The 24,091-nt window shown below is 53.8% G+C and carries 23 protein-coding genes and 1 tRNA gene; 14 read left to right on the top strand and 10 right to left on the bottom strand.

All coding sequences use genetic code 11. The features are described from left to right. Positions 1-119 precede the first annotated feature (119 nt). Positions 120-578, top strand: a complete 459-nt coding sequence (locus IEX74_RS01715; RefSeq protein ID WP_188810318.1) for a hypothetical protein — start codon at positions 120-122, stop codon at positions 576-578. 96 nt (positions 579-674) lie between these two features. Here the strand turns inward: IEX74_RS01715 and IEX74_RS01710 are convergent, their stop codons facing one another. From IEX74_RS01710 to IEX74_RS01690, 5 genes are all read right to left on the bottom strand, one after another. Further along, positions 675-1,010: a 2Fe-2S iron-sulfur cluster-binding protein gene (locus tag IEX74_RS01710; RefSeq protein WP_188810316.1), complete on the bottom strand. Its 336-nt coding sequence runs from the start codon at positions 1,008-1,010 to the stop codon at positions 675-677. 105 nt (positions 1,011-1,115) lie between these two features. Continuing rightward, entirely contained in the window at positions 1,116-2,132 is a 1,017-nt protein-coding gene (locus IEX74_RS01705) for an NAD(P)/FAD-dependent oxidoreductase (protein ID WP_188810314.1), read from the bottom strand. A 218-nt stretch (positions 2,133-2,350) separates the two neighbouring features. Then, positions 2,351-3,463 carry a sensor histidine kinase gene (locus IEX74_RS01700; RefSeq protein ID WP_188810312.1) on the bottom strand — a complete coding sequence of 371 codons (1,113 nt, stop codon included), beginning with the start codon at positions 3,461-3,463 and terminating at the stop codon, positions 2,351-2,353. Between the two features lie 158 nt (positions 3,464-3,621). Next, a tRNA-Arg gene (locus tag IEX74_RS01695) sits at positions 3,622-3,695 on the bottom strand. 108 nt (positions 3,696-3,803) lie between these two features. Further along, complete coding sequence (locus IEX74_RS01690) at positions 3,804-4,529, bottom strand: TVP38/TMEM64 family protein (protein WP_188810310.1); 726 nt, start codon at positions 4,527-4,529, stop codon at positions 3,804-3,806. 166 nt (positions 4,530-4,695) lie between these two features. Between IEX74_RS01690 and IEX74_RS01685 the strand changes: the two genes are divergently transcribed. The 3 genes from IEX74_RS01685 (at position 4,696) to IEX74_RS01675 (ending at position 8,231) form a co-directional block, all read left to right on the top strand. Further along, on the top strand, positions 4,696-5,835 hold the full coding sequence (locus tag IEX74_RS01685) for a cystathionine gamma-synthase (RefSeq protein WP_188810308.1): 1,140 nt from the start codon (positions 4,696-4,698) through the stop codon (positions 5,833-5,835). 237 nt (positions 5,836-6,072) lie between these two features. After that, the gene (locus tag IEX74_RS01680; protein ID WP_188810306.1) at positions 6,073-7,362 is read left to right on the top strand and encodes a putative hexosyltransferase; all 1,290 of its coding nucleotides are present in this window, start codon (positions 6,073-6,075) and stop codon (positions 7,360-7,362) included. Between the two features lie 329 nt (positions 7,363-7,691). Beyond that, positions 7,692-8,231, top strand: a complete 540-nt coding sequence (locus tag IEX74_RS01675) for a superoxide dismutase family protein (RefSeq protein ID WP_229755079.1) — start codon at positions 7,692-7,694, stop codon at positions 8,229-8,231. Positions 8,232-8,362: 131 nt separating this feature from the next. On the opposite strand, the gene IEX74_RS01670 is transcribed toward IEX74_RS01675, so the two are convergent. Continuing rightward, the gene (locus tag IEX74_RS01670; RefSeq protein ID WP_229755078.1) at positions 8,363-9,865 is read right to left on the bottom strand and encodes an Ig-like domain-containing protein; all 1,503 of its coding nucleotides are present in this window, start codon (positions 9,863-9,865) and stop codon (positions 8,363-8,365) included. A 245-nt stretch (positions 9,866-10,110) separates the two neighbouring features. Beyond that, positions 10,111-11,136 carry an OmpA family protein gene (locus IEX74_RS01665; protein WP_229755077.1) on the bottom strand — a complete coding sequence of 342 codons (1,026 nt, stop codon included), beginning with the start codon at positions 11,134-11,136 and terminating at the stop codon, positions 10,111-10,113. A gap of 391 nt (positions 11,137-11,527) precedes the next feature. On the opposite strand from IEX74_RS01665, the gene accD reads away from it, so the two are divergent. From accD to IEX74_RS01625, 8 genes are all read left to right on the top strand, one after another. Continuing rightward, the gene (gene accD / locus IEX74_RS01660) at positions 11,528-12,427 is read left to right on the top strand and encodes an acetyl-CoA carboxylase, carboxyltransferase subunit beta (protein WP_188810300.1); all 900 of its coding nucleotides are present in this window, start codon (positions 11,528-11,530) and stop codon (positions 12,425-12,427) included. Between the two features lie 195 nt (positions 12,428-12,622). Next, entirely contained in the window at positions 12,623-13,375 is a 753-nt protein-coding gene (locus IEX74_RS01655; RefSeq protein ID WP_229755076.1) for a YiaD family glycine zipper/OmpA-like lipoprotein, read from the top strand. A 449-nt stretch (positions 13,376-13,824) separates the two neighbouring features. Further along, complete coding sequence (locus IEX74_RS01650; RefSeq protein ID WP_188811335.1) at positions 13,825-14,499, top strand: YiaD family glycine zipper/OmpA-like lipoprotein; 675 nt, start codon at positions 13,825-13,827, stop codon at positions 14,497-14,499. Positions 14,500-14,655: 156 nt separating this feature from the next. Next, positions 14,656-15,396 carry an endonuclease III domain-containing protein gene (locus tag IEX74_RS01645; RefSeq protein ID WP_188810298.1) on the top strand — a complete coding sequence of 247 codons (741 nt, stop codon included), beginning with the start codon at positions 14,656-14,658 and terminating at the stop codon, positions 15,394-15,396. 111 nt (positions 15,397-15,507) lie between these two features. Further along, a complete protein-coding gene (locus IEX74_RS01640) occupies positions 15,508-16,491 on the top strand; it encodes a radical SAM protein (RefSeq protein ID WP_188810296.1) in 984 nt (327 codons plus the stop codon). Between the two features lie 108 nt (positions 16,492-16,599). Next, the gene (locus IEX74_RS01635; RefSeq protein ID WP_188810294.1) at positions 16,600-17,127 is read left to right on the top strand and encodes a gamma carbonic anhydrase family protein; all 528 of its coding nucleotides are present in this window, start codon (positions 16,600-16,602) and stop codon (positions 17,125-17,127) included. Between the two features lie 239 nt (positions 17,128-17,366). Then, positions 17,367-17,984 (top strand): TM2 domain-containing protein, encoded by a 618-nt coding sequence (locus tag IEX74_RS23105; RefSeq protein ID WP_229755074.1) that lies wholly within the window; start codon positions 17,367-17,369, stop codon positions 17,982-17,984. A 13-nt stretch (positions 17,985-17,997) separates the two neighbouring features. Continuing rightward, positions 17,998-18,291: a DUF2752 domain-containing protein gene (locus IEX74_RS01625; protein WP_188810292.1), complete on the top strand. Its 294-nt coding sequence runs from the start codon at positions 17,998-18,000 to the stop codon at positions 18,289-18,291. A gap of 77 nt (positions 18,292-18,368) precedes the next feature. Here the strand turns inward: IEX74_RS01625 and IEX74_RS01620 are convergent, their stop codons facing one another. Continuing rightward, the gene (locus tag IEX74_RS01620; protein ID WP_188810291.1) at positions 18,369-19,709 is read right to left on the bottom strand and encodes a hemolysin family protein; all 1,341 of its coding nucleotides are present in this window, start codon (positions 19,707-19,709) and stop codon (positions 18,369-18,371) included. Between the two features lie 259 nt (positions 19,710-19,968). Here IEX74_RS01620 and IEX74_RS01615 point away from each other — a divergent pair, with 259 nt between their 5' ends. Beyond that, on the top strand, positions 19,969-22,134 hold the full coding sequence (locus tag IEX74_RS01615; RefSeq protein WP_308421103.1) for a protein-disulfide reductase DsbD family protein: 2,166 nt from the start codon (positions 19,969-19,971) through the stop codon (positions 22,132-22,134). Between the two features lie 517 nt (positions 22,135-22,651). Next, entirely contained in the window at positions 22,652-23,116 is a 465-nt protein-coding gene (locus IEX74_RS01610) for an Lrp/AsnC ligand binding domain-containing protein (protein WP_188810287.1), read from the top strand. An 85-nt stretch (positions 23,117-23,201) separates the two neighbouring features. Here the strand turns inward: IEX74_RS01610 and IEX74_RS01605 are convergent, their stop codons facing one another. Both IEX74_RS01605 and trxA read right to left on the bottom strand, forming a co-directional pair. Beyond that, on the bottom strand, positions 23,202-23,504 hold the full coding sequence (locus IEX74_RS01605; RefSeq protein ID WP_188810285.1) for a hypothetical protein: 303 nt from the start codon (positions 23,502-23,504) through the stop codon (positions 23,202-23,204). Positions 23,505-23,722: 218 nt separating this feature from the next. Next, the gene (gene trxA / locus IEX74_RS01600; protein ID WP_188810283.1) at positions 23,723-24,052 is read right to left on the bottom strand and encodes a thioredoxin; all 330 of its coding nucleotides are present in this window, start codon (positions 24,050-24,052) and stop codon (positions 23,723-23,725) included. Positions 24,053-24,091 lie beyond the last annotated feature (39 nt).

Genomic DNA, 24,091 nt, shown 5'->3' with positions numbered 1-24,091 from the left:
TTGTACAATCTGAAAACGGCCCTGATATGCCTTGGCAGGCTTTTGGCAACCCGTAGATAATGCGCGAGTTGACTAGGCCGCCTGTGCGGCTTACCTTTGTCGATTCATAGTATGATGGAATGATGCAGAAACGTAAGATCTATGTACTGGCTGGCCTGCTGCTTTGCAGCGCGTCGGCTTTTGCTCAAAGCGAGAAGAAAACAGCTGTCGACCACAAAAGCCACGCAGCGTTGCCCGTTGGCCCCGCGTTGCCCGGTGAAGAGAGGCTTTCAGCGCAGGAGCGTGCCGAGCGTGACTTTCTGATGCCCACGCGCCGCAAGAAAGCCGCAGCGGCCACTGCAAAAGTGGAAGAAGCCCAGCAGGCCGCCCTGGAAGTAACGGCCCGCAATTTGGAAGCTACCGAGGCAACAGAGCCTGAAGAAGCCGCCGTGCCTGCCGCCAAAACGGCCACGCGCACCTATCACCGGCGCAGCAGCTCCCACCGCACCACCTCGACGAAGCACAAAACCACGAGCAAGTCGCACTCGACTAAGTCGAAGCACGTCACGAAGAAACCTGGCACCAGGCGTCGTCGCTAAGTGACCTAGGTGCCATTAAGCCAATAAAAAAGGAGAGCCGCTGGGGCTCTCCTTTTTTATTGGCTTGCGGGAAAAAGCTAGGTTTCTAAGCAGAACCTAGGCCATCTGCGGCATGAGGCGCACTACCAGGCCATCGAGGCGGGGCGTAATGCGAATCTGGCAGGAAAGGCGGCTGCCTTCGCTCAGAATGGGCAGGCTTTCGAGCATATACATCTCGTCGTCGCTGGGCTCGTCGAGGGCGGGACCGGCCAGCACCTCGACGTGGCAGGTGCCGCACAGCGCCATGCCGCCGCACGTCGCCTGAATGTCGTAGCCGCTGGCTTTCAGCGCTTCCATCAGGCTCAGGCCCATGTCCGTTGGGGCAATTATTTCGCGGCGCTGACCGGGAGCTTCCTCCACATATACGCGTACATCCAGGTTATCTGCACTCATTGTAAAGCTTTTGGCTTTAGCTGCCAGCTTTTGGCTGTTAGCTGTTAACTTTTTCTAAAAATCCTAGGGCAAAGCTAACAGCTAACCGCCAAAAGCCAGCAGCTTTTACATAGTCGGTACGCCGTTGACGGTGGTGTACTTGAGCACGTACTTCTTATCGGGGAAGATGTATTTGTAGGCGCCCTGGCACATGAGCGCAGCCTCGTGGAAGCCACACAGAATCAGCTTGAGCTTGCCCGGATACGTGTTGATATCACCAATGGCGTAAACACCCGGAATTGAGGTGGAATAATCCACGGTGTTCACTTTCACCGCGTTATCCTCAATCTCCAAGCCCCAGTCACCAATCGGACCTAGCTTGGGCGTGAGTCCGAAAAGCGGCACAAACGCATCAACCGGCACTTGCTCCGGCGTGCCGTCGTTGCCGGTGATGGTCACGTACTTTAGCGCATCATCGCCGTGCACATGCGTCACGTTCGACGACAACACCAGGCGGGCGCGACCTTCATCGTGCAGCGCTTTTACTTTCTCGGCCGAATCAGCGGCGCCGCGGAAGGTAGTACCACGGTGCACCAAAGTCACTTCCTTGGCTACATTCGCCAGGAAAATGGTCCAGTCGAGCGCGGAGTCGCCGCCGCCGGCAATCACCAGGCGCTTATCGCGGAAGTGCTCTGGGTCGCGCACCATGTAGTGCACGCCTTTGCCGCCTTCAAAGGTTTCCAGGTTCTCAATGGCGGGTTTGCGCGGCTCAAACGAACCTAGGCCCCCGGCAATGGCAATTGCTTTACACGAAATCTCGGTGCCGTCGGTAGTCACCAGCCGGAAAGAGCCGTCGTCGAGCTTGGTGAACTGCTCGACCCGCTCGCCCAGCGTGAAGGTGGGGTGGAAGGGCTCGATCTGGCGCATCAGGTTCTGCACCAGGTCGCCGGCCAGCACTTCGGGGTAGCCCGGAATGTCGTAAATGGGTTTCTTCGGATAGATTTCCGACAACTGCCCGCCCACCTGCGGCAGGGCATCGACTACGTGGCAACGCAATTTCAACAAGCCGGCTTCGAACACGGCAAACAGCCCGACCGGGCCCGCCCCGATAATGCAGATATCGGTGGAAATAGTATTGGTCATGAATTAAAACAGCAAGTACGAATGAACGGCTAACGCCCAGTTGCTTAACAAATAAAGCCCCGGAATCGTTGGCTGGCTTCTTCAAAAGTATGCCACCCGCGGCCCAAATTGGCAGCAAGACAGCGAGTACCTAGGTGCCGGACTACGGCGCCGCAAAGATAGAAGCCACGGCCACGTAATTCATACTAAGTCTAAAGTACTAACCAGCTAAAACAAGCTTATCGCTCGCTGGCCGGTAACTCGTGCGGCTCCCGGATGGGTAAGCGAATGAAAAAAGTAGTTCCTTGGTTTTCGGTACTCGCAAACCAGATCCTGCCGTCGTGTAGCTCGACAAGGAGCTTGATAATTGACATACCTAGGCCCGTTGTTTTCTCGTCACGCAGGCCAGGCCGGCGCGCCTTGGTGAACTTATCGAAGAGGACCGAATGAAACTTCTCGGGGATGCCAATGCCATCGTCGGAGACGGTAATCAGGACGTGATGGGGCTGTGGCTCGACAGAAACTGTGATGTGGCCCCCATCGTAGGTGAATTTGATAGCATTACTGAGCAGGTTGTTCATCACCTGCTGAAACTTGTTGTCGTCGAGCAGCAGGTACAAGGGCTCGTCCGGGGCGCGAAACTCAAAGTGCTTATCTATGTTTTGCTCGGAACTTTGGTATTCATTCAGGAGCCAGCGCAGCCGTTTAATCAAGTCAATGCGTTCCAGCTTCAGCTCGACGTTAGACGACTCCATAAACTCCTGATTCACAAAGTCACGAATTAGGTCGACGCTTTCCTGGCAGGTCTTCTGCATGAGACCTAGCAGATGCTTCAGCTCGGGATTATTGTAAGTACTGGCTTGTTGATCGACGTGAGCCGCCAGCTGCTGAACCAGCAGCAGCGGGCCGGCCAGGTCGTGCGAGAGAATTTCCAGCGTGGCGTTCTTCTTGGCGTTGAACTTGTCAGCATTGTCCATGTAGGCTTTTAGCCGCGTTATATCCTGCACGTAGCCGCTCAGGAACTCCTCCCCGTCAGCAGTCCGCACCCGACCTAGGGTAAGGCTCAGCCACTGACGATGCCCATCGGGGTAGCGCAGGCGCAGCTCTATTTCTTCCGCCAGCTGCTCAGGACCTAGCTGCTGCACGCACCCGGCCACATATTCCCGGTCGTCAGGGTGCAAGTAGCTGAGCAGCTGTGCCAGCTCGTCGGGAGCCTGCTCCAGCGAGCTGCCGAATACCCGTTGGTAGGCAGGGCTCACGTGCACGAGTCGGCGCGTAGCTAGGTGGTAGGAAAAGTATACTACCTGGCTTTGCGCGCCCAGCGGTTTAAAAAGGGTTAGATAATCCAGCATCAGCTCGGAAATAGGGGCGTTTTGGTGTACTAGAGGGGCGCTTGCCAAGTTGCTGAGTGGGAGAGCACTTGTTCTGCCGAAAAAGTAAACAGAAAATTAATTGGCAGAAATGATAAAAACGAAAAACGCCTTCAGCGCAATGCTGAAGGCGTTTTCTGTGGTCACGTAGGGAGTCGAACCCCAAACCTCCTGGTTCGTAGCCAGGTGCTCTATCCAGTTGAGCTACGTGACCGTTTTTCGTTTTGGTGGTGCAAAGATAGGCTGTAACTTTTCAGTCAAACAAGCTTTTCTACACTTTAAACCTGAAAAAAGATAGAAAAAACACGCAAGCAGCTGATTTTCAAGCAGAGTTTTTTGTCTGATTTCCGGCACCGTTGCTCAAAGCACGCTTCAAAGCACGGTTGAAGATGTAGTACAGTCCAAAAATTGAGATGATGACAAGCCCTAAAAGCAGCAGCTTGCCGGTGGGGCCGGCGTTCGGGTCGCGCACCAGCGCCAGCACATCGTGGGCTTTGGTGCCCAGCCAGTAGAAAAACAAGCTGCGCGGCAGCATCCCGACAACCGAAGCCAGCAGAAACCGGCGCCGATCTACGCGCAACACGGCCAGCACAAACGTCATCAGGGCGAAGGGCGTGACGGGCGAGATGCGCGTGAGGAAAATCAATTGCCAACTGTCGGTTTTCAGCTCGTTCATCACGGCCTCCACTTTGGGGAAGTGATGCAGGAAGCTCGTCATCTTGCCGTGGTCGAGGGACGACGCGACCTGATAACCCGTCAGGGCTGCCAGTGCATACGCCACCAGCATTCCTGGCGCACCCAGCCAGCCAAAGTAGAAGCCCGTAATCAGCACCGCTACGGTGGTGGGCATCAGGGCAAACGTCATCAGGAACGCCAACCCCACGAAGTAGAGCACGCTCTGACCTAAGTTCAGGCTCTGGAGCAGCGTGGGCGAGCGGTACAGCACGTAGCTCACCAGCGAAACGCCCAGCAGCGGCATGCCCGATAAAAACAGCATGGACAGCAGGGTGGAGGCGTTTTTTCGGAATAGCTCTTTGATGAAATTCATGGGCAACAGCAGCGGCCAGGCAGCCACAAAGGAAATACGACGAGAATCAGCACCCGTAAAGGTTGAACGTAATCAACCCTGGGCTGTTCGAATAAGACGCAAGCTAGTGAGCACACTTCTTTAACTTGCGCCCTAGCTCCTACGTCCCATCAGCTCACCCTTCCACATGAAGTTCGGAACCAAAACCATCCACGCCGGGGTGCACCCAGACCCCGCCACCGGGGCCATTATGACCCCGATCTACCAGACCTCTACCTACGTGCAACGCTCGCCCGGCGACCACAAAGGCTACGAATATTCCCGTACTCACAATCCTACCCGTACCCAGCTTCAGAACTCGGTGGCTGCCTTGGAAAATGGTAAGCACGGCCTGGCTTTCGCCTCCGGTATGGCCGCTACTGATTGCATTATCAAGCTGCTCCAGCCCGGCGACGAGGTTATTTCGACCAACGATCTGTACGGCGGCAGCTACCGCATCTTCACGAAAGTATTTGAACCCCTAGGTATTAAGTTTCATTTCGTGCCCATGCACGACATGACGGCCGTGCGCGAAAAGGTCACGGAGCGTACCAAATTGATTTGGGTCGAAACGCCCACCAACCCGCTGCTCAACGTGATTGATATTGAAGCAGCGGCGGCCGTGGCCAAGGAAGCCGGGGCGCTGCTGGTCGTCGACAATACGTTCTCCACGCCTTACCTGCAAACCCCGCTCGACCTAGGTGCCGACATCGTGGTGCACTCGCTCACGAAGTACATGGGTGGCCACTCCGACGCCGTGATGGGCGCGCTTGTGGTGCAGGATGATGAGTTGGCCCAGCGCCTGGCGTTCCTTCAGAATGCCTCAGGCGGCACGCCCGGCCCGCAGGATTGCTTCCTGATTTTGCGCGGCATCAAAACCCTGCATTTGCGGATGCAGCGGCACTGCGAAAACGGCCGCGCCGTGGCCGAGTACCTGCGCCAGCACCCGAAAGTAGCAAAAGTGTACTGGCCCGGCTTCGCCGACCACCCCAACCACGAAATAGCGGCCCGCCAGATGCGCGATTTCGGCGGCATGATCTCCTTTGTGCTGCAAGGCGACCGGAAGGAAGATGCCGTGGCCGTGCTTGAAAAGTTTCAGCTGTTTGCCCTGGCCGAGAGCCTGGGTGGGGTCGAGAGCCTGTGCGGCCACCCCGCTACCATGACCCACGCCAGCATCCCGCCCGAAGAGCGGCGCAAAGCCGGCCTCTCCGATTCGCTGATCCGCCTGAGCGTCGGAATTGAGGATGTGGAGGATCTGATTGAGGATTTAAGGCAGGCGATTGGATAATAAATCGCGCTTAACTACTATACAGTAAGAGCGTATCTGGAATTTATCATGATTGATGGTAAATTCCAGATACGCTCTTACTGTATAGTAGTGAGGCTATAGAAAAACATAATCAAAGTTCAAACTCAAGGCTTGTTGTAGGATGGGTAGGTTGTTGTTAGAGCTGCTATATATTCTTGTGCATTTTTGAGTTATAAGGATGTTATTATAATAAGTTAATATTAACTTAATATTTGTATGAAACTGAAAATAAAGTATTTATTAGTATATGCTTTATTATTTATTGTTGTGATGTTGTTTGTGCCTAAAAGTGGGTATGAGCCTGATATTTACCTTTGGACCGACTGGGCAATAGGTATATTTAATTACGGGTTAAGCAATGTTTATCATCGAGTAAGCTCTAATGATTATACGCCGCTTTATCACTATGTTTTATTTGTATATGGGAAAGTAGCAGGCAGTATAGATAATATTTATCATCACCGGCATTGGTTGAAAGCTGTCGCGCTACTATTCGATTTTATAGGAGCCATTTTAGCAGCTTCGTTAGCTGGAGTAAATTATCATCAGCGCTTTCTATTGTCTTTGTTGCTGCTCTTTAATTTAGGTTACTTATATAATACGTTAGCCTGGGGGCAGATAGACTCTATTTTTACATGCTTAACGTTTGTTGCCATGCTGCTCGCTATACGCCAGCAACTTGTAGGAAGTCTGTGCTTCTATGTTCTGGCGTGCAACGCTAAGCCACAGGCTATTATATTTCTGCCTGCGTTACTAATGCTTTGGGTGCCACAATGGATTGATTCTAGGAGGACATTCGTCTTGTCACTAGCGGTGGCTGCTTTCTTGCAGGTGCTTCTGGTAGCGCCTTTCGTGTGGGGCGGCGATCAGAATGACCTAGGGCGTATTCTGAAAGTTGTTTTTGGTGCAGTAGATAGGTATCCGAAGATTTCTATGAATGCTTTTAATATGTGGTTTTTACTGCTTCCACATCAGGAACTAAGTGCTATGTCTGATAATGATATCTTCTTCGTTCTTACGTATAAGCAGTGGGGCTTATTATTATTTATAGCTGCTTCTATTATTGTATTGTTTCCGCTGTTTATTGCTATGCTTACGAGTATATTGACGAAACGGTTCCCGATAAAGGGGCAAGTGCCTTTAGTGTTATTGAGTTTTGGCTTGATTCCGGTGGTGTTTAGCTACTTTAATACACAAATGCATGAACGCTATTGGCACGCATCTATTCTCTTCTTGGGTGCTTATACGTTTGTTGCACGCGATTATGTTCTTCTTGTCTTAACGTCATTTGCTTATTTTCTCAACATGGAAGTAATTTTGCGCTTTCTAAGCCTAAAAAGCTACGGGTTTATATTATTTCAACCAAGGTTTGGTGCGGTTCTGTTTAGTGTTGTAATTCTGCTAGGAGCATGGAAGATATACCAGCGTTCTAATCTGAAGAAGCAGTGGATACTTATTCGAGAGTACCATAAGTCTCCGGAATACAATGGGCTTTCGGACGCCTAACTATTCAGGTTAGATATAACTATAGTCAAGCAGCTAAACCTAGGTTGGCGGTGTGAAGTACCGGCTATCTAGCCAGTCGAACCAGTGGGGGCGAACCAATTCTGATAGGGTTGGAGTTGGGCATACTGCGCCTAAACCAAGCGCTTTATTTGGCAAAGGCGTTAAGCGAAGATTAGGACCTTCGCACCACATAGTCGAAAGATTCCCGATTGAGGTTGTGGTTTTGGATAAATGTTCTGACATTCAGCGCACTATCTAACCACAGAACAGCTAGCAGCTGCTTGCCGACTGTTCCACATCCGCTATTCTTTCACCCCAATCCCACAATGATGAAACATTTACTATTCACAGGGGCGCTGCTAGCCTTAGGTGCCTTGTCCGGCTGCGACGATGACAGCACCGGTGACATTATCCGCCTAGCCCACGCCAACCTGGAAGCTAAGAGCGGGAGTAGTCTGCTCGGCACCGTCAGCTTTAGTCAGCTAAACGGGCGCGGCGTCCGGGTGTATGTAGTCGTGAGTGGGGCAACGCCTGGCCAGCACGCCGTTCACCTGCACCAGAATGGCGACTGCTCTGGCCCGACGGCCATGAACGTAGGCACACACTGGAATCCAACCAACGAGCCACACGGTCGGCGGGACACCCCGCCTTTTCACCGTGGCGATATCGGCAACATGAGCGTAGACGCGAACGGCAACGGTGTGCTGGCACTCACGGCCGAAGACTGGAACATCGGCGGCAATGATCCTAGCCGTGACATCCTGAACAAAGCCGTTATCGTGCACGCTGGCGCGGATGATTACGTAACCCAGCCTTCCGGCAACTCGGGGGTGCATATCGGGTGCGGCGTTGTGATGGATGACCAGTAGCTGTATAATACTTTGGTAAACAAAAGTGCCATCCGTTGCCTGACGGATGGCGCTTTTGTTTTCTGATATTCCCTTTACTCGCTTTGTACCTAGCTTTTTACACGAAAGCCCTGCTCTGGTAAGCCGCTGACTTATTGGCGTATCAGGCGCTGCAATTGCTGGCCATTAGCGGTGCGCGCGATGTATAAACCCGGCCGGATAGTAGCTGCCGGCCGCCAGATAACGGTGCCATCAGCACGGCTCGTGAGTTGGTCAACTGTGCGACCTAGCTCATCGACAATAAGAATAGCCTGTGCTTTGTGCGTCGTAAGCTGAAACCGAACTTGCTCGTGGAAAGGAACAGGAAAAGCAGGCTGCGCTAAAGGCTCACGACTACGAGTAGCCAAAACTTTATCGGTAACCAGAAAAGTGATGGTGCGCACTTCGCTCCCGTTGACAGGGCAGCTATTATCCCTAACGGTAACTGTAAAGGAATACCGGCCGAGTGGAAGTTGCGCCGGTACCTGCCAGCTGAGCTGCGCTTGATTATTGATGAGCGTTTGAAAGCCAGCCCCCGGAATAATAGCAGCAACATCACTGCTCAATTTCAACGTTTGACCAGCGTCTGGATCAGTTGCTGTGAGGGTCAAGGAAACCAGTTGTCCTGGATTTACAGGAATAACGTTGCCGGGCGACTGCGAGGCTGACGCATTAGCTAGCTTAACTTCTGTGATGGTGGGGTTGTGGTTCCCTTCTCCATTGAGCGTATAATACGCAATATCACGTGTAATACTTCCAATCTGCTGCCAACTGCCACCTTGCTTACGGTATTCATCGACCCGTATAGCAACAACTTGGTAACCTAGGGTGATAGGCTGAGTGAGTAGCTCACCAGTTGCGGCATTCAGTTGAAAAAAGGGAACAGCCGTGCCGCTAACGGCTTGGTAGGATAGAAAGGGAAAAGCAGGAGTAAACTGGACCGGACCATAAGGCACTCGCGCTCCAGTAGCTGGATCGACAAATTCGCCACCTGTAGAGCCGCTATAGGCAATAGGTGTGCTGCACTCGCCTTCTCCTTGTAAACTCGCCAAAGGCTGTACGGAGCGATATACTAGTGAGTCGCCATCTTGGTCGAAGGCGCTAAAGCTATTGCGGTGCAGCGCATTCATGCTAACGTAGGGCAGCGTGAAAGACGAAAACTTTGGAGAAAAATCCACTAAGCCGCTAGAGTTATCCAGCAGGGCTTCTACATGAATATCTTTTTGATACGCCTCAATGAGGTTGAAAACATTGAAACTACGGTTTTCAGCGTAAATGCTGAGCGTCCAACGGGCCGGCGGTAGCGTCACAATTCCTTCAAAGACACCCATTTCGTACGCTGAACTGCTGGAGCAGGCGAGCGTACTACGTCGCCGCTGCGTCAAAGAAAGCTCAGCGGTAAAACTTCCGAGAGCTGTTTTCAAGCAACTATTCTTGCCACAAATCAGGGTAAGCGAAGGTCCAAATGTGACTGTCATTGGACTTACATCCTGATAAAGCCGGGCAATGATACGATACTGATTAGTAGAGCCGCCTACAGGTTCAAAAGCTAGCTCACCTCCAATGATATGGCTAGCATAAGTCACTGTTGCACCAGCCCAGAAGGAAGCAAACAACAGAATACGCAATAAGGATAAACGCATAGTTCGGGAAGTTTAAGGGGTTAAGATACAGAGGTACTACGAAGTGAATCACCAGCATATCTCTAATGTAATAGTTTACTCTTTTATCGAAATAGTCTACTTCAAAATGGGAATACATCAACAAGAAAGTAGTCACCTATAGATGAACAAAAAGCGCCAGTGAGAAACCTGACCTAGGTTGTCTCACTGGCGCTTTTTCGGTAAAAGAGGCTGTCGGCTTACTTAGTAGTCGAAGTAGATGATGTAGTATTCGTATCCAGAATCTTGAACAACTCGTCAAGCTTGGGCGTCAGAATGATTTCGGTGCGACGATTCAAGGCCTTGTTGCTAGGGGAATCGTTGATGGCTACCGGCACGTACTGCGAGCGGCCCGACGCCGTGACGCGGTTTGGCGCCACACCGCCTTCCGTGAGCAAGCGGGCAATTTCGGTGGCACGCAGCACGCTCAGATCCCAGTTGTCCTTCATGCCACCAACTGCGCCTTTAAACGGCACATTGTCGGTATGGCCTTCCACTACTACGTTCACATCTTTCTGCTCTTGCAGCACGGAAGCTAGCTTTTTTAGCGCGTCTACGCCTTTGGGGTCGACTTTGGTGGAGCCGCTCCTGAACAGCAGCTGCTCGGAAAGCGACACGTACACTTTGCCGTCCTTCATTTTTACCTGCAAATCGCTGTCCTTAAAGCTAAGCAACGCATTGCTCACTTTGGCTTTCAGGTCGTTCACGGCTTTATCCTTGTCGGCTAGGGCTTGCTGGAGTTCAGCGAGCTTGGCTTCGCGAGTTTTTAGGTCGGCGTTGAGTTTGTCGACGTCGGCTTTACTCTTGTTCAGGGAAGTGGCTAGCTCACCTAGCTCTGCTTCGCGGCGGGCTAGGTCTTTGGCCACTTTGTTGTAGTCAGCCGATTTGTCGGCCATCGCCCGGTCACTGTTTTTGAGCAGCTTATCGTAGCTGTCCGTCAGTTGCGTGTAGAGCGTGCGGGTGCGGCGTAGCGCGTTACCATTTTGCGTGGAGTCGTCGGCGAGGCGGCGGTTGTCGAGGCGCAACTGGGCCAACTCATCGGAGGCCTTCTTTAGCTCGGTTACGGCCTGCCGGTACTGGCGCTCAGCCGTAGCTTTTTCCTGCTCGATGGCCGCTTGACGGGCGCGCAGGTCATCATATTTCTTCGACGCAACACAGCCAGGTAGTAAAGTGGCCGCCGCTAGGGCGGTGCTGAACAGGAATAGGATAGGTGTTTTTTTTACCACGAAGAATACGTTAAAAAGAGAAGAGAACGAACCTAGGCTTGTTTCGGGCGCAAGTCTGCTCGGCAAGGTAGGGCCCGACGGCCGCAAGTTGCAACTCTGCCCGGCTGCGAACCGTTTTTCAGACTATATTTGCCTTGTTCTTCCGGCCTTGTCTCTAAAATTTCCACCGAATGGTATCCATCCGCAACCCCGAAGCACTTCTGTGCTTCTGCCAGAGCGCCGGACCATTATCGTATCCTCCTGCTTCACCTAACTAATTAGCTTCACACCACAAGTAGCTAGCTTCCGGTATCAGGTTTTAGCCTGCTCGGCAAGCAGCGGTTGCGGTATGATTAACTTCCTTTAAAGCTTGTAGCTAACGGCTTATAGCTTAATAGCTTCCTGAAAACATATGTCTTGGTTTAAGCGCGTAGAGAAAGGCATCGTCACACCGACGGAGCAGAAGAAAGAAACGCCGGACGGGCTGTGGTACAAATGCCCTGAGTGCAAAACGGTGGCTACCATGGCCGAGCATAAGCGGCTATTGTACACCTGCGCCAAGTGCAACCACCACGACCGGATCGACTCGGCGGAATACTTTGAGATTCTGTTCGATAACAACCAGTTTGTGGAACTGGACGCCGACATGACCTCGGCCGACCCACTACATTTCGTCGATACTAAAGCGTATCCGCAGCGCGTGTCTGCTACGCAAAAGCAGACGGGGCTGAAAGATGCCGTGCGCACCGCGCACGGGCAGCTCGATGGGCTTGATCTGGTGGTGGCCTGCATGGATTTCCGGTTCATTGGCGGCTCGATGGGCTCGGTGGTGGGCGAGAAGATTGCCCGCGCCATCGACTACGCCCGCCAACATCGCACGCCCTTCCTGATGATCAGCAAATCGGGCGGTGCGCGCATGATGGAGGCCGGCTACTCGCTCATGCAGATGGCGAAAACCTCGGCCAAGCTAGCACTGCTTTCCGAAGCTGGCATCCCGTACATCTCTATGCTCACCGACCCTACGACGGGTGGCGTAACCGCTTCGTTTGCCATGCTCGGCGACTTCAACATTGCCGAGCCCGGCGCCCTGATCGGCTTTGCCGGTCCGCGGGTTATCAAGGAAACCATCGGTAAAGATTTGCCGAAGGATTTCCAAAGCGCTGAGTTTGTTCTGGAACACGGTTTCCTCGATTTCATCGTAGACCGTAAGCAGCTCAAGCAGCAGCTCGCGGATCTGATTACCATGCTTCGCCCGGCCGAAGTAGCAGTGCCTGCTGCGCCAACCCGCGTGAAATCGGGAGCCCGCTCCTAGCATACGGTTGACCTAGGTTTATCCTGGTTTCCAAGCAGCCCGTCCGCAACGGGAGCTGCCTGGAAACCAGGATTTTTCTTTTTTGAGCATCAGCGAGCTGCTTAACCTAGCTAAACATTTTTTGTTCGAATGCAGTAAGCACCTTCAAAAGAGCTTTTTTGCCTGCTCTCTCCCAAGTACACAAAGTTCCCATTTATGAAATCTCCCAAATCGCTTCTCTCTTTATTCATGGCCCTGACCCTGCTGCTGGGGTCATGTGCTTCTTCCAAGCAAGCCGGCCAGTCGGATGGATATTCCACGACTGGATCCGCTAACGGCACTGGTCCGCGTAAAACGGGCATGAGCAAAACCGCCAAGGGCGGTCTGTTCGGGGCTGGTGGCGGCGCGGTGGCCGGCGCCGTGATTGGTGGGCTGCTCGGCGGTAAAAGCGGTACGGCCGCCGGTGCCATTATCGGAGCTAGCGTGGGCGGCGCCGGTGGTGCCCTCATCGGTCGTCGGATGGACAAGCAAGCTGAAGAGCTTCAACGCGATATGCAGAATGCGAAAGTGGAGCGCGTCGGTGAAGGCATCAAGATTACCTTCGATGCGGGCATTCTGTTCGATGTGAACAAAGCAGATCTGCGGCCCGCTTCTATGACGGAAATTGAGAAAATGGCCACCGTCCTGACTAAATACCCCGATACCAACGTGCTCGTCGAAGGCCACACCGACAACACGGGTTCTGATGCCATCAACCAACCCCTTTCGGAGCGCCGCGCGCAAGCCGTTGCCGACTATACGCGCGCCAAAGGAGTAGATGCCTCGCGCATTACCACCAAAGGCTACGGCTCGTCGCAGCCTCTCGCCGACAACTCAACCGAAGCTGGCCGGCAAGCAAACCGCCGCGTTGAAATTGCCATCTACGCTAACGAGAAGATGAAGAAAGCCGCTGAAGCCGGACGCTTGTAAGCTTCTGAACCAGACCTAGGTAGTAACAAAAGGCGGTGCGATAAGCACCGCCTTTCTATTGTTGGTAGCAGTCCCCAAGCTTGTAGCAGCCAGGGAGCTGCCTGCCTTGTACCAGCGCAAAGCTAGGTGCTGCCAAGCCCAAGGGGCAGCACAAAAACCGTGGTTTTACAGAAAACGGCCTTATTTTGCCGCCGTGTTTAGCAATACAAGAAGGTAGTAGTAAGAGAACTAGCCGGCAAAAAGAGCTTTTTGGGAGGATTATTTATCCTTTTCAAATAATTTCTTCACAATGCTCAACGTTTTGGCAAGGAGGTTGCAAAACAAGTATTAAAAGCCGGCTATTTTTGACCCTACGACTGACCGGACTTTTACTCATCATTATCCCCCTTTACCACCAAAACAAAACTCAGAACATGACAACTCTCCGTTCGTATTTCGCATTTATGCTGATGATGCTGGTGCTTGGTACCAGCTTCGCGCAAGCGCAGGACACCACCACGAAAACCAAGAAGCCCTGGAGCAAAACTGCTAAAGGCGGTCTGCTGGGTGCTGGCGGTGGTGCCGTAGTGGGTGGCGTGCTAGGCCGCGTGATTGGCGGCAAGAACAGCACCGCCGGTGGTGCTATCATCGGAGCTGCCGTGGGTGGCGGTGCTGGTGCCCTCATTGGCCGCCGCATGGACAAGCAGGCTGCTGAGCTGAAGAAGGACATGGAAGGCGCGAAAGTGGAGCGCGTGGGCGAAGGCATCAAGATTACCTTCAACTCGGGTATCCTGTTCGCCAAGAACTCGGCTACGCTAACCAGCGCCGCCGCCGAAAACATCAACACGCTGGCTGCTACGCTGAAGAAGTATGGCGACACCAACGTGCTGATTGAAGGCCACACCGACAACACCGGTACCGATGCCATCAACGATCCGCTCTCGAAGCGTCGTGCGCAGGCTGTTGCTAACGCCATTACGGCCCAAGGCATCGATTCTTCGCGCCTGACCACGCAAGGCTATGGCTCGAAGGAGCCTGTTGCCGACAACTCGACGGAGGCTGGTCGCACTGCCAACCGCCGCGTGGAAGTTGCTATCTACGCCAACGAAAAGCTGAAGAAGGCCGCTGAGAAAGGCACCATCTAAACAATGAGCAATTGACAGTAAGCAATGAACAATGAGTCGTTGCTTGTCAACTCAAACTGAAAAGCCCCGTTACCTAAACAGTAGCGGGGCTTTTTTATGTCCTTTCCCCCTGAGCAAACCCGCTGCTCATTGCTCATTATTAATTGCCCATTGAGAATGACGCCCGAACAAAAAACCTGGCAAAACCACCTCATTCTGCACGAATTCTACGGTCCGCTGCCGCTGGCGCCGCGCCGCACGCCCATGCGGGAGCTGATCTCTACGTTGCTTTCGCACCGGACCACCCACGTAGCGGAAGAGCTGGCGTATAGCCGCATGTTGGAAGAATTTGGGGATTGGGAGGGCGTGTTGGCGGCACCCGTGGCAGCCTTGGCGCACGCCATCCGTACCACGCGTTGGCCAGATACACAGGCACCTAGGATCCAGGAGATCCTGCGCCGCATTAAGGCCGAGCGGGGCGAGTTTAACCTGGATTTTTTGGCTGAGTGGCCCGTAGAGCAAGGCTTGCAGTGGCTGACAGACATGCCCGGCATTGGGCTGAAAACGGCTTCTCTGGTGCTGCTCTTCAACTTTCAGAAGCCCGTGCTGCCGGTTGATACGCACGTGCACCGCGTGGCGCAGCGCGTGGGCATGATCGGGCCGAAAGTGTCAGTGGAAAAAGCGCATCAGCTGCTGCTAGGTCAGTTGCCGAAAGATCCGGTGGTGCTGCTCAACTTCCACAAGCACAACTACTGGCACGGGCAGCACATCTGCTTTTTTACCAAGCCAGATTGCGCCCGCTGCCCGCTGAAAGGCTTCTGCAACTATTACGAGGAGCACTATGGCCCGGCCACGGCCGAAGCGCTGGCCGCCACCCCGAAGCACTGGAACGCGGCGTGGGGTGAGCTGCAACACTAATCGTTTTTTGTTTTTGGTTGTTCGTTTTTTGGTGCTTGCTTTAAGCTGGCAACTTCTCTGAGCGCGGCTACCTCCGCGAAAAACGAGCAGTCAAAAATAAAAACCCAGCGCATGCGCCTTGTTCGTCATCCGGTTCTCTGCAATTATTACGTCACGTACCGGTGCAATGCCCGCTGCTCGTTTTGCGACATCTGGGAGAAACCGTCGCCTTACATTCAGCTCTCCGATGTGGAGCAGAACCTGCGCGACCTGAAAAAGCTAGGGGTGAGCGTCGTCGACTTCACCGGCGGCGAGCCGCTGCTACACCGCCAGATCCACGAGTTTGTAGGCTTGGCGCACGACCTAGGTTTTATTACGACGCTCACCACCAACTGCTTACTTTACCCCAAATACGCGGAGCGGCTGCATGGCAAAGTGGATATGCTGCACTTTTCGCTGGACGCTTCCGAGAAAGAAGTGCACGACAAAGGCCGCGGCGTGGCCTGCTTCGATTTCGTCCTGGAAAGCATTCGGGTGGCTAAAGAGCTAGGTGAGCGGCCGGATATTCTCTTCACCGTTTTCCGCGAGAACCTGGCCGATCTGGAAGCCGTGTACCGCGATATTGCTCAGCCTAATGGCCTGATGCTCATTCTTAATCCGGCTTTTGAGTACAACAGCGTGGCTACCGGCGAGCAGCTCACCGCCGCCGAGCTAGATTATCTTTCAGCCTTCGGCAAACGCCGCGGCGTGTACCTCAACGAAGCTTTCATTCAGCTGCGGCGCGACGGGGGCAACCACGTAGCCGCGCCGGTGTGCCGGGCGGCCAGTACCACGCTGGTTATTTCGCCCAGCAACGAGCTGGTGTTGCCCTGCTACCACCTGGGCGAGCAGAAGTTTCCGGTAACGGGCCAGCTATTTGAGCTTTATAACTCCGCTGAAGTGCAGCGCCTAGCCGCGCTCGAAGGCCGCTTGCCGCAGTGCGAAGGCTGCACCATCAACTGTTACATGCAACCTAGCTTCGCCGTCGAAACCAGCAAGTATTTCTGGCAAGCTTTGCCGAGTACCCTGAAATACAACCTGCACAAAGGCACCTGGAAGCGGATGGTGAGGTGGTGAACTGGTGAGATGGTGGAATGGTGAATTAGTGAGATGGTGAACTAGTGAGTTATCCTTCTATTACTTTGGAGAGCATCTCACCATCTCACCACCTCACCATCTCACCTCATGCCTGCTCTCATTCTCCCCGTTCACGGCATCGCGCCCCAGATTGGGCCTAATTGCTTCGTCGCCGACAACGCAACCATCGTGGGCGACGTGACCCTAGGTGCCGACTGCACCGTGTGGTTCAATGCCGTTATCCGCGGCGACGTGAACAGCATCCGCATCGGCGAGCAAACCAACATTCAGGATGGAGCCGTGCTGCACTGCACGTATCAGCGGGCTGCTACCAACCTAGGTGCGCGCGTGAGCATTGGGCACCGGGCAATCGTGCACGGCTGCACCATTGAGGATGAGGTGCTTATCGGAATGGGCGCCATCGTAATGGACCACGCGGTGGTGGGCCGGGGCTGCATTATTGCGGCCGGAGCGGTGGTGTTGGAGAATACGCAGTGCGAGGCCGGTTACCTCTACGCCGGGGTGCCGGCCCGCAAGATTAAGCCCGTTACGGAGGAGCAGCGCGCTAATCTGCTGCGCACCGCCGACAACTATGTGCTGTATGCCAGCTGGTTCCGCGACGCTCCGGCGGGGTAGAAGAACCTAGGTGCAAAGTGGTTTTCCGGGGCTGAAGTGCCGCTGTCTCACATTATCGTGTGATTGACAGCTGGGAGGGTGTAGCTATACCTTTGCTCGCACAGTTACCCCATCAAACGTACTGGTAATCAGTTGAAAAGCTAGGCTTGATGTCGAGGTGACAGTCGTGTCCAAGAAGGACTGAAACTCCCCTTAGATCTTCATTTTATCTCACTTCTCAACCCCCAACAACCACTTTTATGAACAAAGTATATGCCCACCTATTAGCCGCTTTAGTAGGTGTCGCTTCGCTCTCGGCCTGTAGCAAAGCCAATTTCGCATTCAAGCCTGCTTCGTCGCCTTATCATGGCAGCACCCGGCATGTTGTGGCAACTGCTACGCCCGATCAAACGCCAGCCGCTACCTTGGATGATGCTATGCTGACCGCCTCGACGGAAGCTGCGCCTGCTCCGACTGCAATTTCTGCGTATGCCGCTGCCAAAGCATTGGCCGCACCAGCCAAGACGAAAACAGCCGCTCCGGTGGCAAAATCGGCTAGTATCGAAGAAAAAGCTGGCTTCTCGGCAGCTGCTTCCACCAAAGCTGAGCGTAAAGCTGTGAAGCAGATGGTAAAGCAGGCGCTGAAGAAAGCACCTCAGCCTGCGGAAGCGGAAGGCAAAAGCCAGGTAATAGCATTGATCCTCGCTATCCTGGTCGGAGGCCTCGGCATTCACCGCTTCTACCTAGGGTATACCGGCATCGGCGTAGCGCAGCTTCTCACGCTTGGCGGTTGCGGGGTCTGGGCCCTGATTGACCTAATTCGCATCATTACCGGCGACTTGAAACCCAGAGGTGGTGAGTACGCAAAGAAACTTTAATAGAGGACGGCCATTGATTGTAGTAGTAGGCTCTGTCCTGCTCTGGCTGACGCTGCTGGTGCTGCCGGCATCGTTCTTCGACCAAGGCCAATCCATTTGCCTGAGTCAGCTGCTGCTGCACCGCGCATGTCCCGGCTGCGGCATCACCCGAGCCTGTATGCACGCGCTGCATCTTGACTGGGCACAGGCCTGGCACTACAACCGCTTAGTCGTGGTGGTGCTGCCCTTGCTGGCGTGGCTGTGGGCGCAGGAAGTATGGATGCAAATGCGCTACCTAGGTTGGGTAGCCGCTAAGGCTCACGAGTAATTGCTCAAACAAAAAACGCCCCGGTTTACCGTGGCGTTTTTTGTTTAGAAAAGGCAAGATTCCTGAGTATGAGAACCCTAACTACCTGTTACCAGGCCCGATAGATCATCATCGTCGCTGTTAGTAGCCGGGCGCGTTATGCGGAGCTGCACCAAGTCCACCACACGCTTGGAGCGTTTCAGAATCCGGAACTCGTAGTTGTCGAGTACGGCCACGTCGCCTACTTCCGGAATGTTGCCGTAGATCAGGTTGAGCAAGCCACCTACCGTTTCGTAGTCGTCGCCTTCGGGCAGCGGGTAGGGGAGATATTCGTTGGCGTCGGAAATAGGCGTGGAGGCATTAACACGGTACTCCGCTTCCGACACTTTCTCGACCACGGGCACTTCGTTGTCGTACTCGTCCTGAATTTCACCGACCAGCTCCTCGATAATATCCTCTATGGTAACGATGCCGGAAACGCCGCCAAACTCATCGCTAACGATAGCAATGTGCATGTGCTTGCGCTGAAACTGGCGCAGCAGGCGGTTGATCTTTTTGGTTTCGGGCACGAAGTAAGCCGGCCGCATGATCTTGGATAGCTCCACCGACTCGTTGCGCCGGATGAGCTGAAGCAAGTCCTTCACGTAGAGAATCCCGACGATGTTATCAATCGATTCCTCGTACACCGGAATGCGCGAGTAGCCTTCGCTGTACACCGTTTCCAACACCGTATCCTGCGGCGACTTCACATCGATGGCGGCAATTTTAGTGCGGGGCACCATAATCTGCTTCACCATGCGGTCGTTGAACTCGAAGACGTTCTCGATCAGCTCGTGCTCCGATTCCTGAATCTCACCACTCTGTTTGCTCTGATCAAGCAGTAGCCTGATTTCTTCGGCCGAGTGCACGTCGCCAGTATGTGTTACCTGGCCGCCAAAAAAGCCTGCTACTAAGTTGGAAAGCTTATTCAGGAGCCAGATGAAGGGGTAGGTGATGATATAGAAGCCGCGCAAGGGGGCTGCTATAATCAAGCTGGTTTTTTCCGGCTGCTGAATAGCCAATACCTTCGGCGCCTGCTCCCCAATCACGATGTGCAACGTGGTAATCAGCGAAAACGACGTGCCCAGGGCAATCCGGTGCACGGTTTCGGGTGATAGGGAGACGTTCAGCTTATGAATGATAGCCAGCACAATCTCTGCCACCACGCTTTCGCCGATCCAGCCCAGGGCTAGCGAAGCTAGGGTGATACCAAGCTGAGTAGCTGAAAGATAGGCATCTAGGTTGTGGAGCAAGGAGAGTGTCAGCTTGGCGAGGCGGTTGCCTTCCTGCGCTTTCACTTCCATCTGAGAGACACGCAGCTTAACCAGCGCAAACTCTGCCGCTACAAAAAATCCGTTCAGCAAAACAAGCAGAACGGTGAATAGTATGTTTAATCCCATAAGTTCGGTTGCGTAGGCTTAGCCGGCCTAGCACCCATTTTACCACAAAAGTACGAGATTCCGCTCAAGCGGTTCGGGGTGGCGATGTATACAACCACTTGACCGTGTTGCTGGTTCACGGTATCGTGCCTACTTGTGGCAGAAAGTGTGACACTTAGTGCCGTACTTTGTTTGTTGCTACTCAGGATTGCTGCTTTTCCCCTGCTCTATGTCTGTCTTTCGAAAAATAAATGTAATAACCTGGCTACTAGTCTGGTGTGTGTCTGTGGCTGCCTCGGCGCAAATACTCACGCCTACGAAGCTCTCCGCTGCCGTCAGCAAGCCGGCGGCGCAGGTGGGCGAGGAGATTGAGCTGATTGTGAATGCTCGCATCGATGATAAGTGGCACCTCTATGCCACCGACTTCGACCCGGACCTAGGTCCGACGGTATTTGCTTTCACCTTTCCGAAAAGCACAGCCTACGAAGTAGTAGGCAAGCCTAAGTCGGTGGGCGCTACGAAGCACTTCGATAAGGTTTTCAATGGCGATGTGACGTACTTCGAGAAAACCGGCCAGATTCGTCAGCGCATTCGGGTGCTACAGCCGGGGCCGCTTACCATTCAGGCCAGCGTAGAGTACCAGAGCTGCACCGATGTGGATGGTCGCTGCATTCCGGGCGACGAGAAGCTGAGCTTTGGCCCCATTGAGGTGACTGGTAAAGCCGCCGCTCCGGCCAAAACCAGTAAGCCGACGAGCGCCGTAAACCTAGGTTCGGATAGCGCTGCGGTGGCAAGCACTGCCCCGGAGGCTACACCGGCAGCGGCCCCCACAGCACTCACGCAGGCCGATTCGACTGCTTCTACTACGGCTGCTTCAGATGCTACAACGCATGGTGCGGGTGCAGAAGGTTCGGCTACCGCCAGTGCTGCTACAGTTGCACCAGCCGTGGCAAGTGCTACGGCGGCCACAGCAGCTGATGGCGGTAGTTTGTGGAGCTTCGGCGTGCTTGCCTTTCTATCGGGTCTGGCGGCGCTTATCACGCCCTGCGTGTTCCCGATGGTGCCGATGACGGTTTCCTTCTTTACCGGCGGGGCCGATAGCCGCAGTCGTGGAATCCTAAAAGCGCTGGTTTATGGCCTGTCTATCATTCTGATTTACACTATTATCGGTGTAGTGGTAGCGCGTCTTTTAGGGGAAGACGGTCCTAACTTCATGGCCACGCACTGGCTGCCGAACCTGATTTTCTTTGTGGTGTTCGTCGTCTTTGGTCTTTCCTTTTTGGGCTTATTTGAAATCACCCTGCCCCACGCTATTGTGAATAAAGCGGACGCACAAGCCGACAAAGGCGGCTGGCTGGGGGTGTTTTTCATGGCTTTCACGCTGGTGTTGGTGTCGTTCTCGTGCACGGGGCCGATTGTAGCAACGGTGCTAGGTCTGGCAGCCCGTGGCCAGACGATCATGCCCGTAGTGGGCATGTTTGGCTTTTCACTGGCGTTTGCGTTGCCGTTTACGCTGTTCGCGATTTTTCCTTCATGGCTTAAAAGTCTGCCGCGCTCTGGTGGCTGGCTTAACACGGTAAAGGTGGTGCTAGGATTCATTGAGCTGATGCTGGCGCTCAAGTTCTTGAGCATGGCCGACCTAGCTTATCACTGGAATCTGCTCAACCGTGACGTGTACCTGGTGCTCTGGATTGTTCTTTCAGCATTACTTGGCTTATACCTGCTCGGTAAGTTCAAACTCTCCCACGACAGCGATTTGCCGCACGTAAGTGTTGGTCGGCTGCTGATGGCGGTGCTGGCATTCAGCTTTATGGTGTACCTGGTGCCCGGCTTGTTTGGGGCGCCGCTTCCGCTGCTCGCCGGCTACCTACCGCCCCAGAGCAGCCGCGACTTCACTTTGGCTGGCAGCGAAGCAATGCCAGTAGCCGCCGCCAACACGTTGTGCGAAGCGCCGCGCCATGCCGAATACCTGGAACTGCCGCACGGTCTGCAAGGCTACTTCGATTTGGAGCAGGCAAAACGGTGCGCGCGGCAGCAGCACAAGCCGATCTTTATCGACTTCACGGGCCACGCCTGCGTGAACTGCCGCAAGATGGAAGCAACCGTGTGGAGCGACCCGCAAGTGCTCAAGCGCTTGCGCGACGACTACGTGGTGGTGGCCCTCTACGTCGATGACAAAACCGAGCTGCCGAAGAATGAATGGTATACCTCGAAGCGCGATAACCAGGAGAAAACAACCCTAGGTAAGCAAAACGCTGATTTGCAGGTAGTGCGCTACGGTGTGAACGCCCAGCCCTACTATGTGCTTCTCGACCCCGATAACGCCAGCAGCCAACCGCTAATAACGCCGGTGGCGTATGAGCCCAACATAGCGGAGTTCGTGAAGTTTCTGGATGCCGGACTAGCGCGCTATCATCAGCAGACAACGCCGGTGGCCAGCCGTTAAGAAAAAAGCTAGCTTTGGAGCTAGCTTTTTTCTTAACGGCTCCTTCATTCCGTTTACCGCTGCATAGAAAACGAAAAAGGACGCCGCAGAGCAGACTGCGGCGTCCTTTTTTACGTAGAGTAAGCCGGATAAATTTTGGCCTAGAGTACAAATAAAAAGGCTGCACCCACCCAGATGCAGCCTCTTAAATAAGAACGCACCCACCCAGATACGTTCCGTTTTTTCCCCTCACACATTGTCCACCCAAAAAGCTGTAGAAGAAGGGTTCGAACCTCCACGGTGTAGTTAGCCGGCCGCCGGACCAGTTTCTCCCAAATCACCACCCCCGAGAGAGGAGGGCATGTCTGCCAATTTCATCATTCTACATTTTGAATCGTCCGCCGTTCGCGTTTGATTATGACAAATGTAGAGGAAGAATCTTTATTATAAAAACGTTGCTAGCTTTTAACTGAAAATTTACAGTATTTTTAATAAAAAGCTTTTATTTTTGCAACGTACTCAAACACCCCACCCAAATATGTCGAGGAATTACGAACTTGATGACACTGACCGGAAGATTCTGGCGCTACTGCTGGAGGATGCCAAAATGCCCTACACCGAGATTGCCCGCAAGGTGCATGTATCCGGCGGCACGGTGCACGTCCGGATGGCCCGGATGGAAGAGCTAGGTATCGTGCAAGGTGCCACGCTACGCGTTGATTATCAGAAGCTAGGCTACGGAATGACGGCCTTTCTGGGCATTTATCTGCTGAAAAGCTCTCTTTATAATAGTGTGGCCGAGCAGCTGCGGAAGATCCCGGAAGTAGTAAGTATTTACTACACTACGGGCAATTATGGCATGTTCACCCGCATCGTGTGCCGCGACACCCAGCACCTGCGCGACGTGCTTCACGACCAGGTACAGCACATCGAGGGCATCGAGCGCACCGAAACGCTGATCTCCTTGGAGGAAACCCTGAACCGCCCCGTACAACTTCGTTAAGCACCTAGGTTTAAACAGAAAGAGCGCTCCAAATAGGAGCGCTCTTTCTGTTTAAACCTAGGTGCAGGCTTGCCAGTGCAGTCGCCTACCGGTTGGTTTTTGTGCTGGTGGTCGTCTTGGTGGTTTTGCTGGTGGCGCTTTGCTGGGTAGCGCCGGTGGCAGGCGCCGCCTGATGATGGGTCGTGGTGGCCTTCACGCTCGAACCGCTGCCGGAAGTACTGGTGGTTTTGGTTGTGGTGGTAGTAGCCGCAGCCGGCTTAACGGTCGTTTTAGACGTCTTGGTGGCCGTTGTGCTTTTGGTCGCCTGCTGCGTGGTGGTAGGAGTCTGGGCCATGGCAGCAGCGCTGAACAAGCTCAACAAACAGGTAAGCTGGAGGGGACGGAACATGGTAGTAGGGATAAGGTGAGAAAGTAAGAATAATAACGAACGGTCGGGCTTAAAAGTTGAGCTGCTGGACGCGCCAAGTGGGAAGACAAGCACAAGAACGACCGTGGCCACAATGGCCACAGCAAGTAAAGGCCTAACCTAGGTTATCGGCATAAACACGAAAAAGCCCCGCTCCTCATCTGAGGAGCGGGGCTTTTCTATTAAGTAGCCTAGGTGAACTAAGCGGTTACTTGCGCATCTAGCTTTTGGGCCAGTACGTGCTTCGGAACGGCACCTACTTGCTTGTCAACGATTTGGCCGTTCTTGAACACCAGCAGCGTCGGGATGCTGCGGATGCCGAACTTGGCTGACGTCTGTGGGTTAGAGTCTACGTCGACTTTGCCGATAACGGCTTTGCCTTCATATTCACCGGCCAACTCTTCCACTACGGGGCCTACCATGCGGCACGGGCCGCACCACTCGGCCCAGAAGTCCACGAGTACAGGCTTATCGGAGTTGATAATTTGGTCGAAGTTAGCATCGGTAATTTCGATGGCTTTGTGTCCCATGATAGTAGGGGTTTGATGTTGTAAAGGATGTGCTGTTTA

The sequence above is a fragment of the Hymenobacter cavernae genome, from assembly GCF_014641455.1.
GTDB classification, from domain to species: domain Bacteria; phylum Bacteroidota; class Bacteroidia; order Cytophagales; family Hymenobacteraceae; genus Hymenobacter; species Hymenobacter cavernae.
The sequence above is the reverse complement of the archived record's forward strand: the minus strand, read 5'-3'. Positions and strand labels throughout refer to the sequence as shown.

Bases quoted from the DNA above. Each gene is read 5' to 3' on its own strand.
- IEX74_RS01715 (WP_188810318.1), top strand. From the start codon at position 120: ATGATGCAGAAACGTAAGATCTATGTACTGGCTGGCCTGCTGCTTTGC.
- IEX74_RS01710 (WP_188810316.1), bottom strand. From the start codon at position 1,010: ATGAGTGCAGATAACCTGGATGTACGCGTATATGTGGAGGAAGCTCCC.
- IEX74_RS01705 (WP_188810314.1), bottom strand. From the start codon at position 2,132: ATGACCAATACTATTTCCACCGATATCTGCATTATCGGGGCGGGCCCG.
- IEX74_RS01700 (WP_188810312.1), bottom strand. From the start codon at position 3,463: ATGCTGGATTATCTAACCCTTTTTAAACCGCTGGGCGCGCAAAGCCAG.
- IEX74_RS01690 (WP_188810310.1), bottom strand. From the start codon at position 4,529: ATGAATTTCATCAAAGAGCTATTCCGAAAAAACGCCTCCACCCTGCTG.
- IEX74_RS01685 (WP_188810308.1), top strand. From the start codon at position 4,696: ATGAAGTTCGGAACCAAAACCATCCACGCCGGGGTGCACCCAGACCCC.
- IEX74_RS01680 (WP_188810306.1), top strand. From the start codon at position 6,073: ATGAAACTGAAAATAAAGTATTTATTAGTATATGCTTTATTATTTATT.
- IEX74_RS01675 (WP_229755079.1), top strand. From the start codon at position 7,692: ATGAAACATTTACTATTCACAGGGGCGCTGCTAGCCTTAGGTGCCTTG.
- accD (WP_188810300.1), top strand. From the start codon at position 11,528: ATGTCTTGGTTTAAGCGCGTAGAGAAAGGCATCGTCACACCGACGGAG.
- IEX74_RS01655 (WP_229755076.1), top strand. From the start codon at position 12,623: ATGAAATCTCCCAAATCGCTTCTCTCTTTATTCATGGCCCTGACCCTG.
- IEX74_RS01650 (WP_188811335.1), top strand. From the start codon at position 13,825: ATGATGCTGGTGCTTGGTACCAGCTTCGCGCAAGCGCAGGACACCACC.
- IEX74_RS01645 (WP_188810298.1), top strand. From the start codon at position 14,656: ATGACGCCCGAACAAAAAACCTGGCAAAACCACCTCATTCTGCACGAA.
- IEX74_RS01640 (WP_188810296.1), top strand. From the start codon at position 15,508: ATGCGCCTTGTTCGTCATCCGGTTCTCTGCAATTATTACGTCACGTAC.
- IEX74_RS01635 (WP_188810294.1), top strand. From the start codon at position 16,600: ATGCCTGCTCTCATTCTCCCCGTTCACGGCATCGCGCCCCAGATTGGG.
- IEX74_RS23105 (WP_229755074.1), top strand. From the start codon at position 17,367: ATGAACAAAGTATATGCCCACCTATTAGCCGCTTTAGTAGGTGTCGCT.
- IEX74_RS01620 (WP_188810291.1), bottom strand. From the start codon at position 19,709: ATGGGATTAAACATACTATTCACCGTTCTGCTTGTTTTGCTGAACGGA.
- IEX74_RS01610 (WP_188810287.1), top strand. From the start codon at position 22,652: ATGTCGAGGAATTACGAACTTGATGACACTGACCGGAAGATTCTGGCG.
- IEX74_RS01605 (WP_188810285.1), bottom strand. From the start codon at position 23,504: ATGTTCCGTCCCCTCCAGCTTACCTGTTTGTTGAGCTTGTTCAGCGCT.
- trxA (WP_188810283.1), bottom strand. From the start codon at position 24,052: ATGGGACACAAAGCCATCGAAATTACCGATGCTAACTTCGACCAAATT.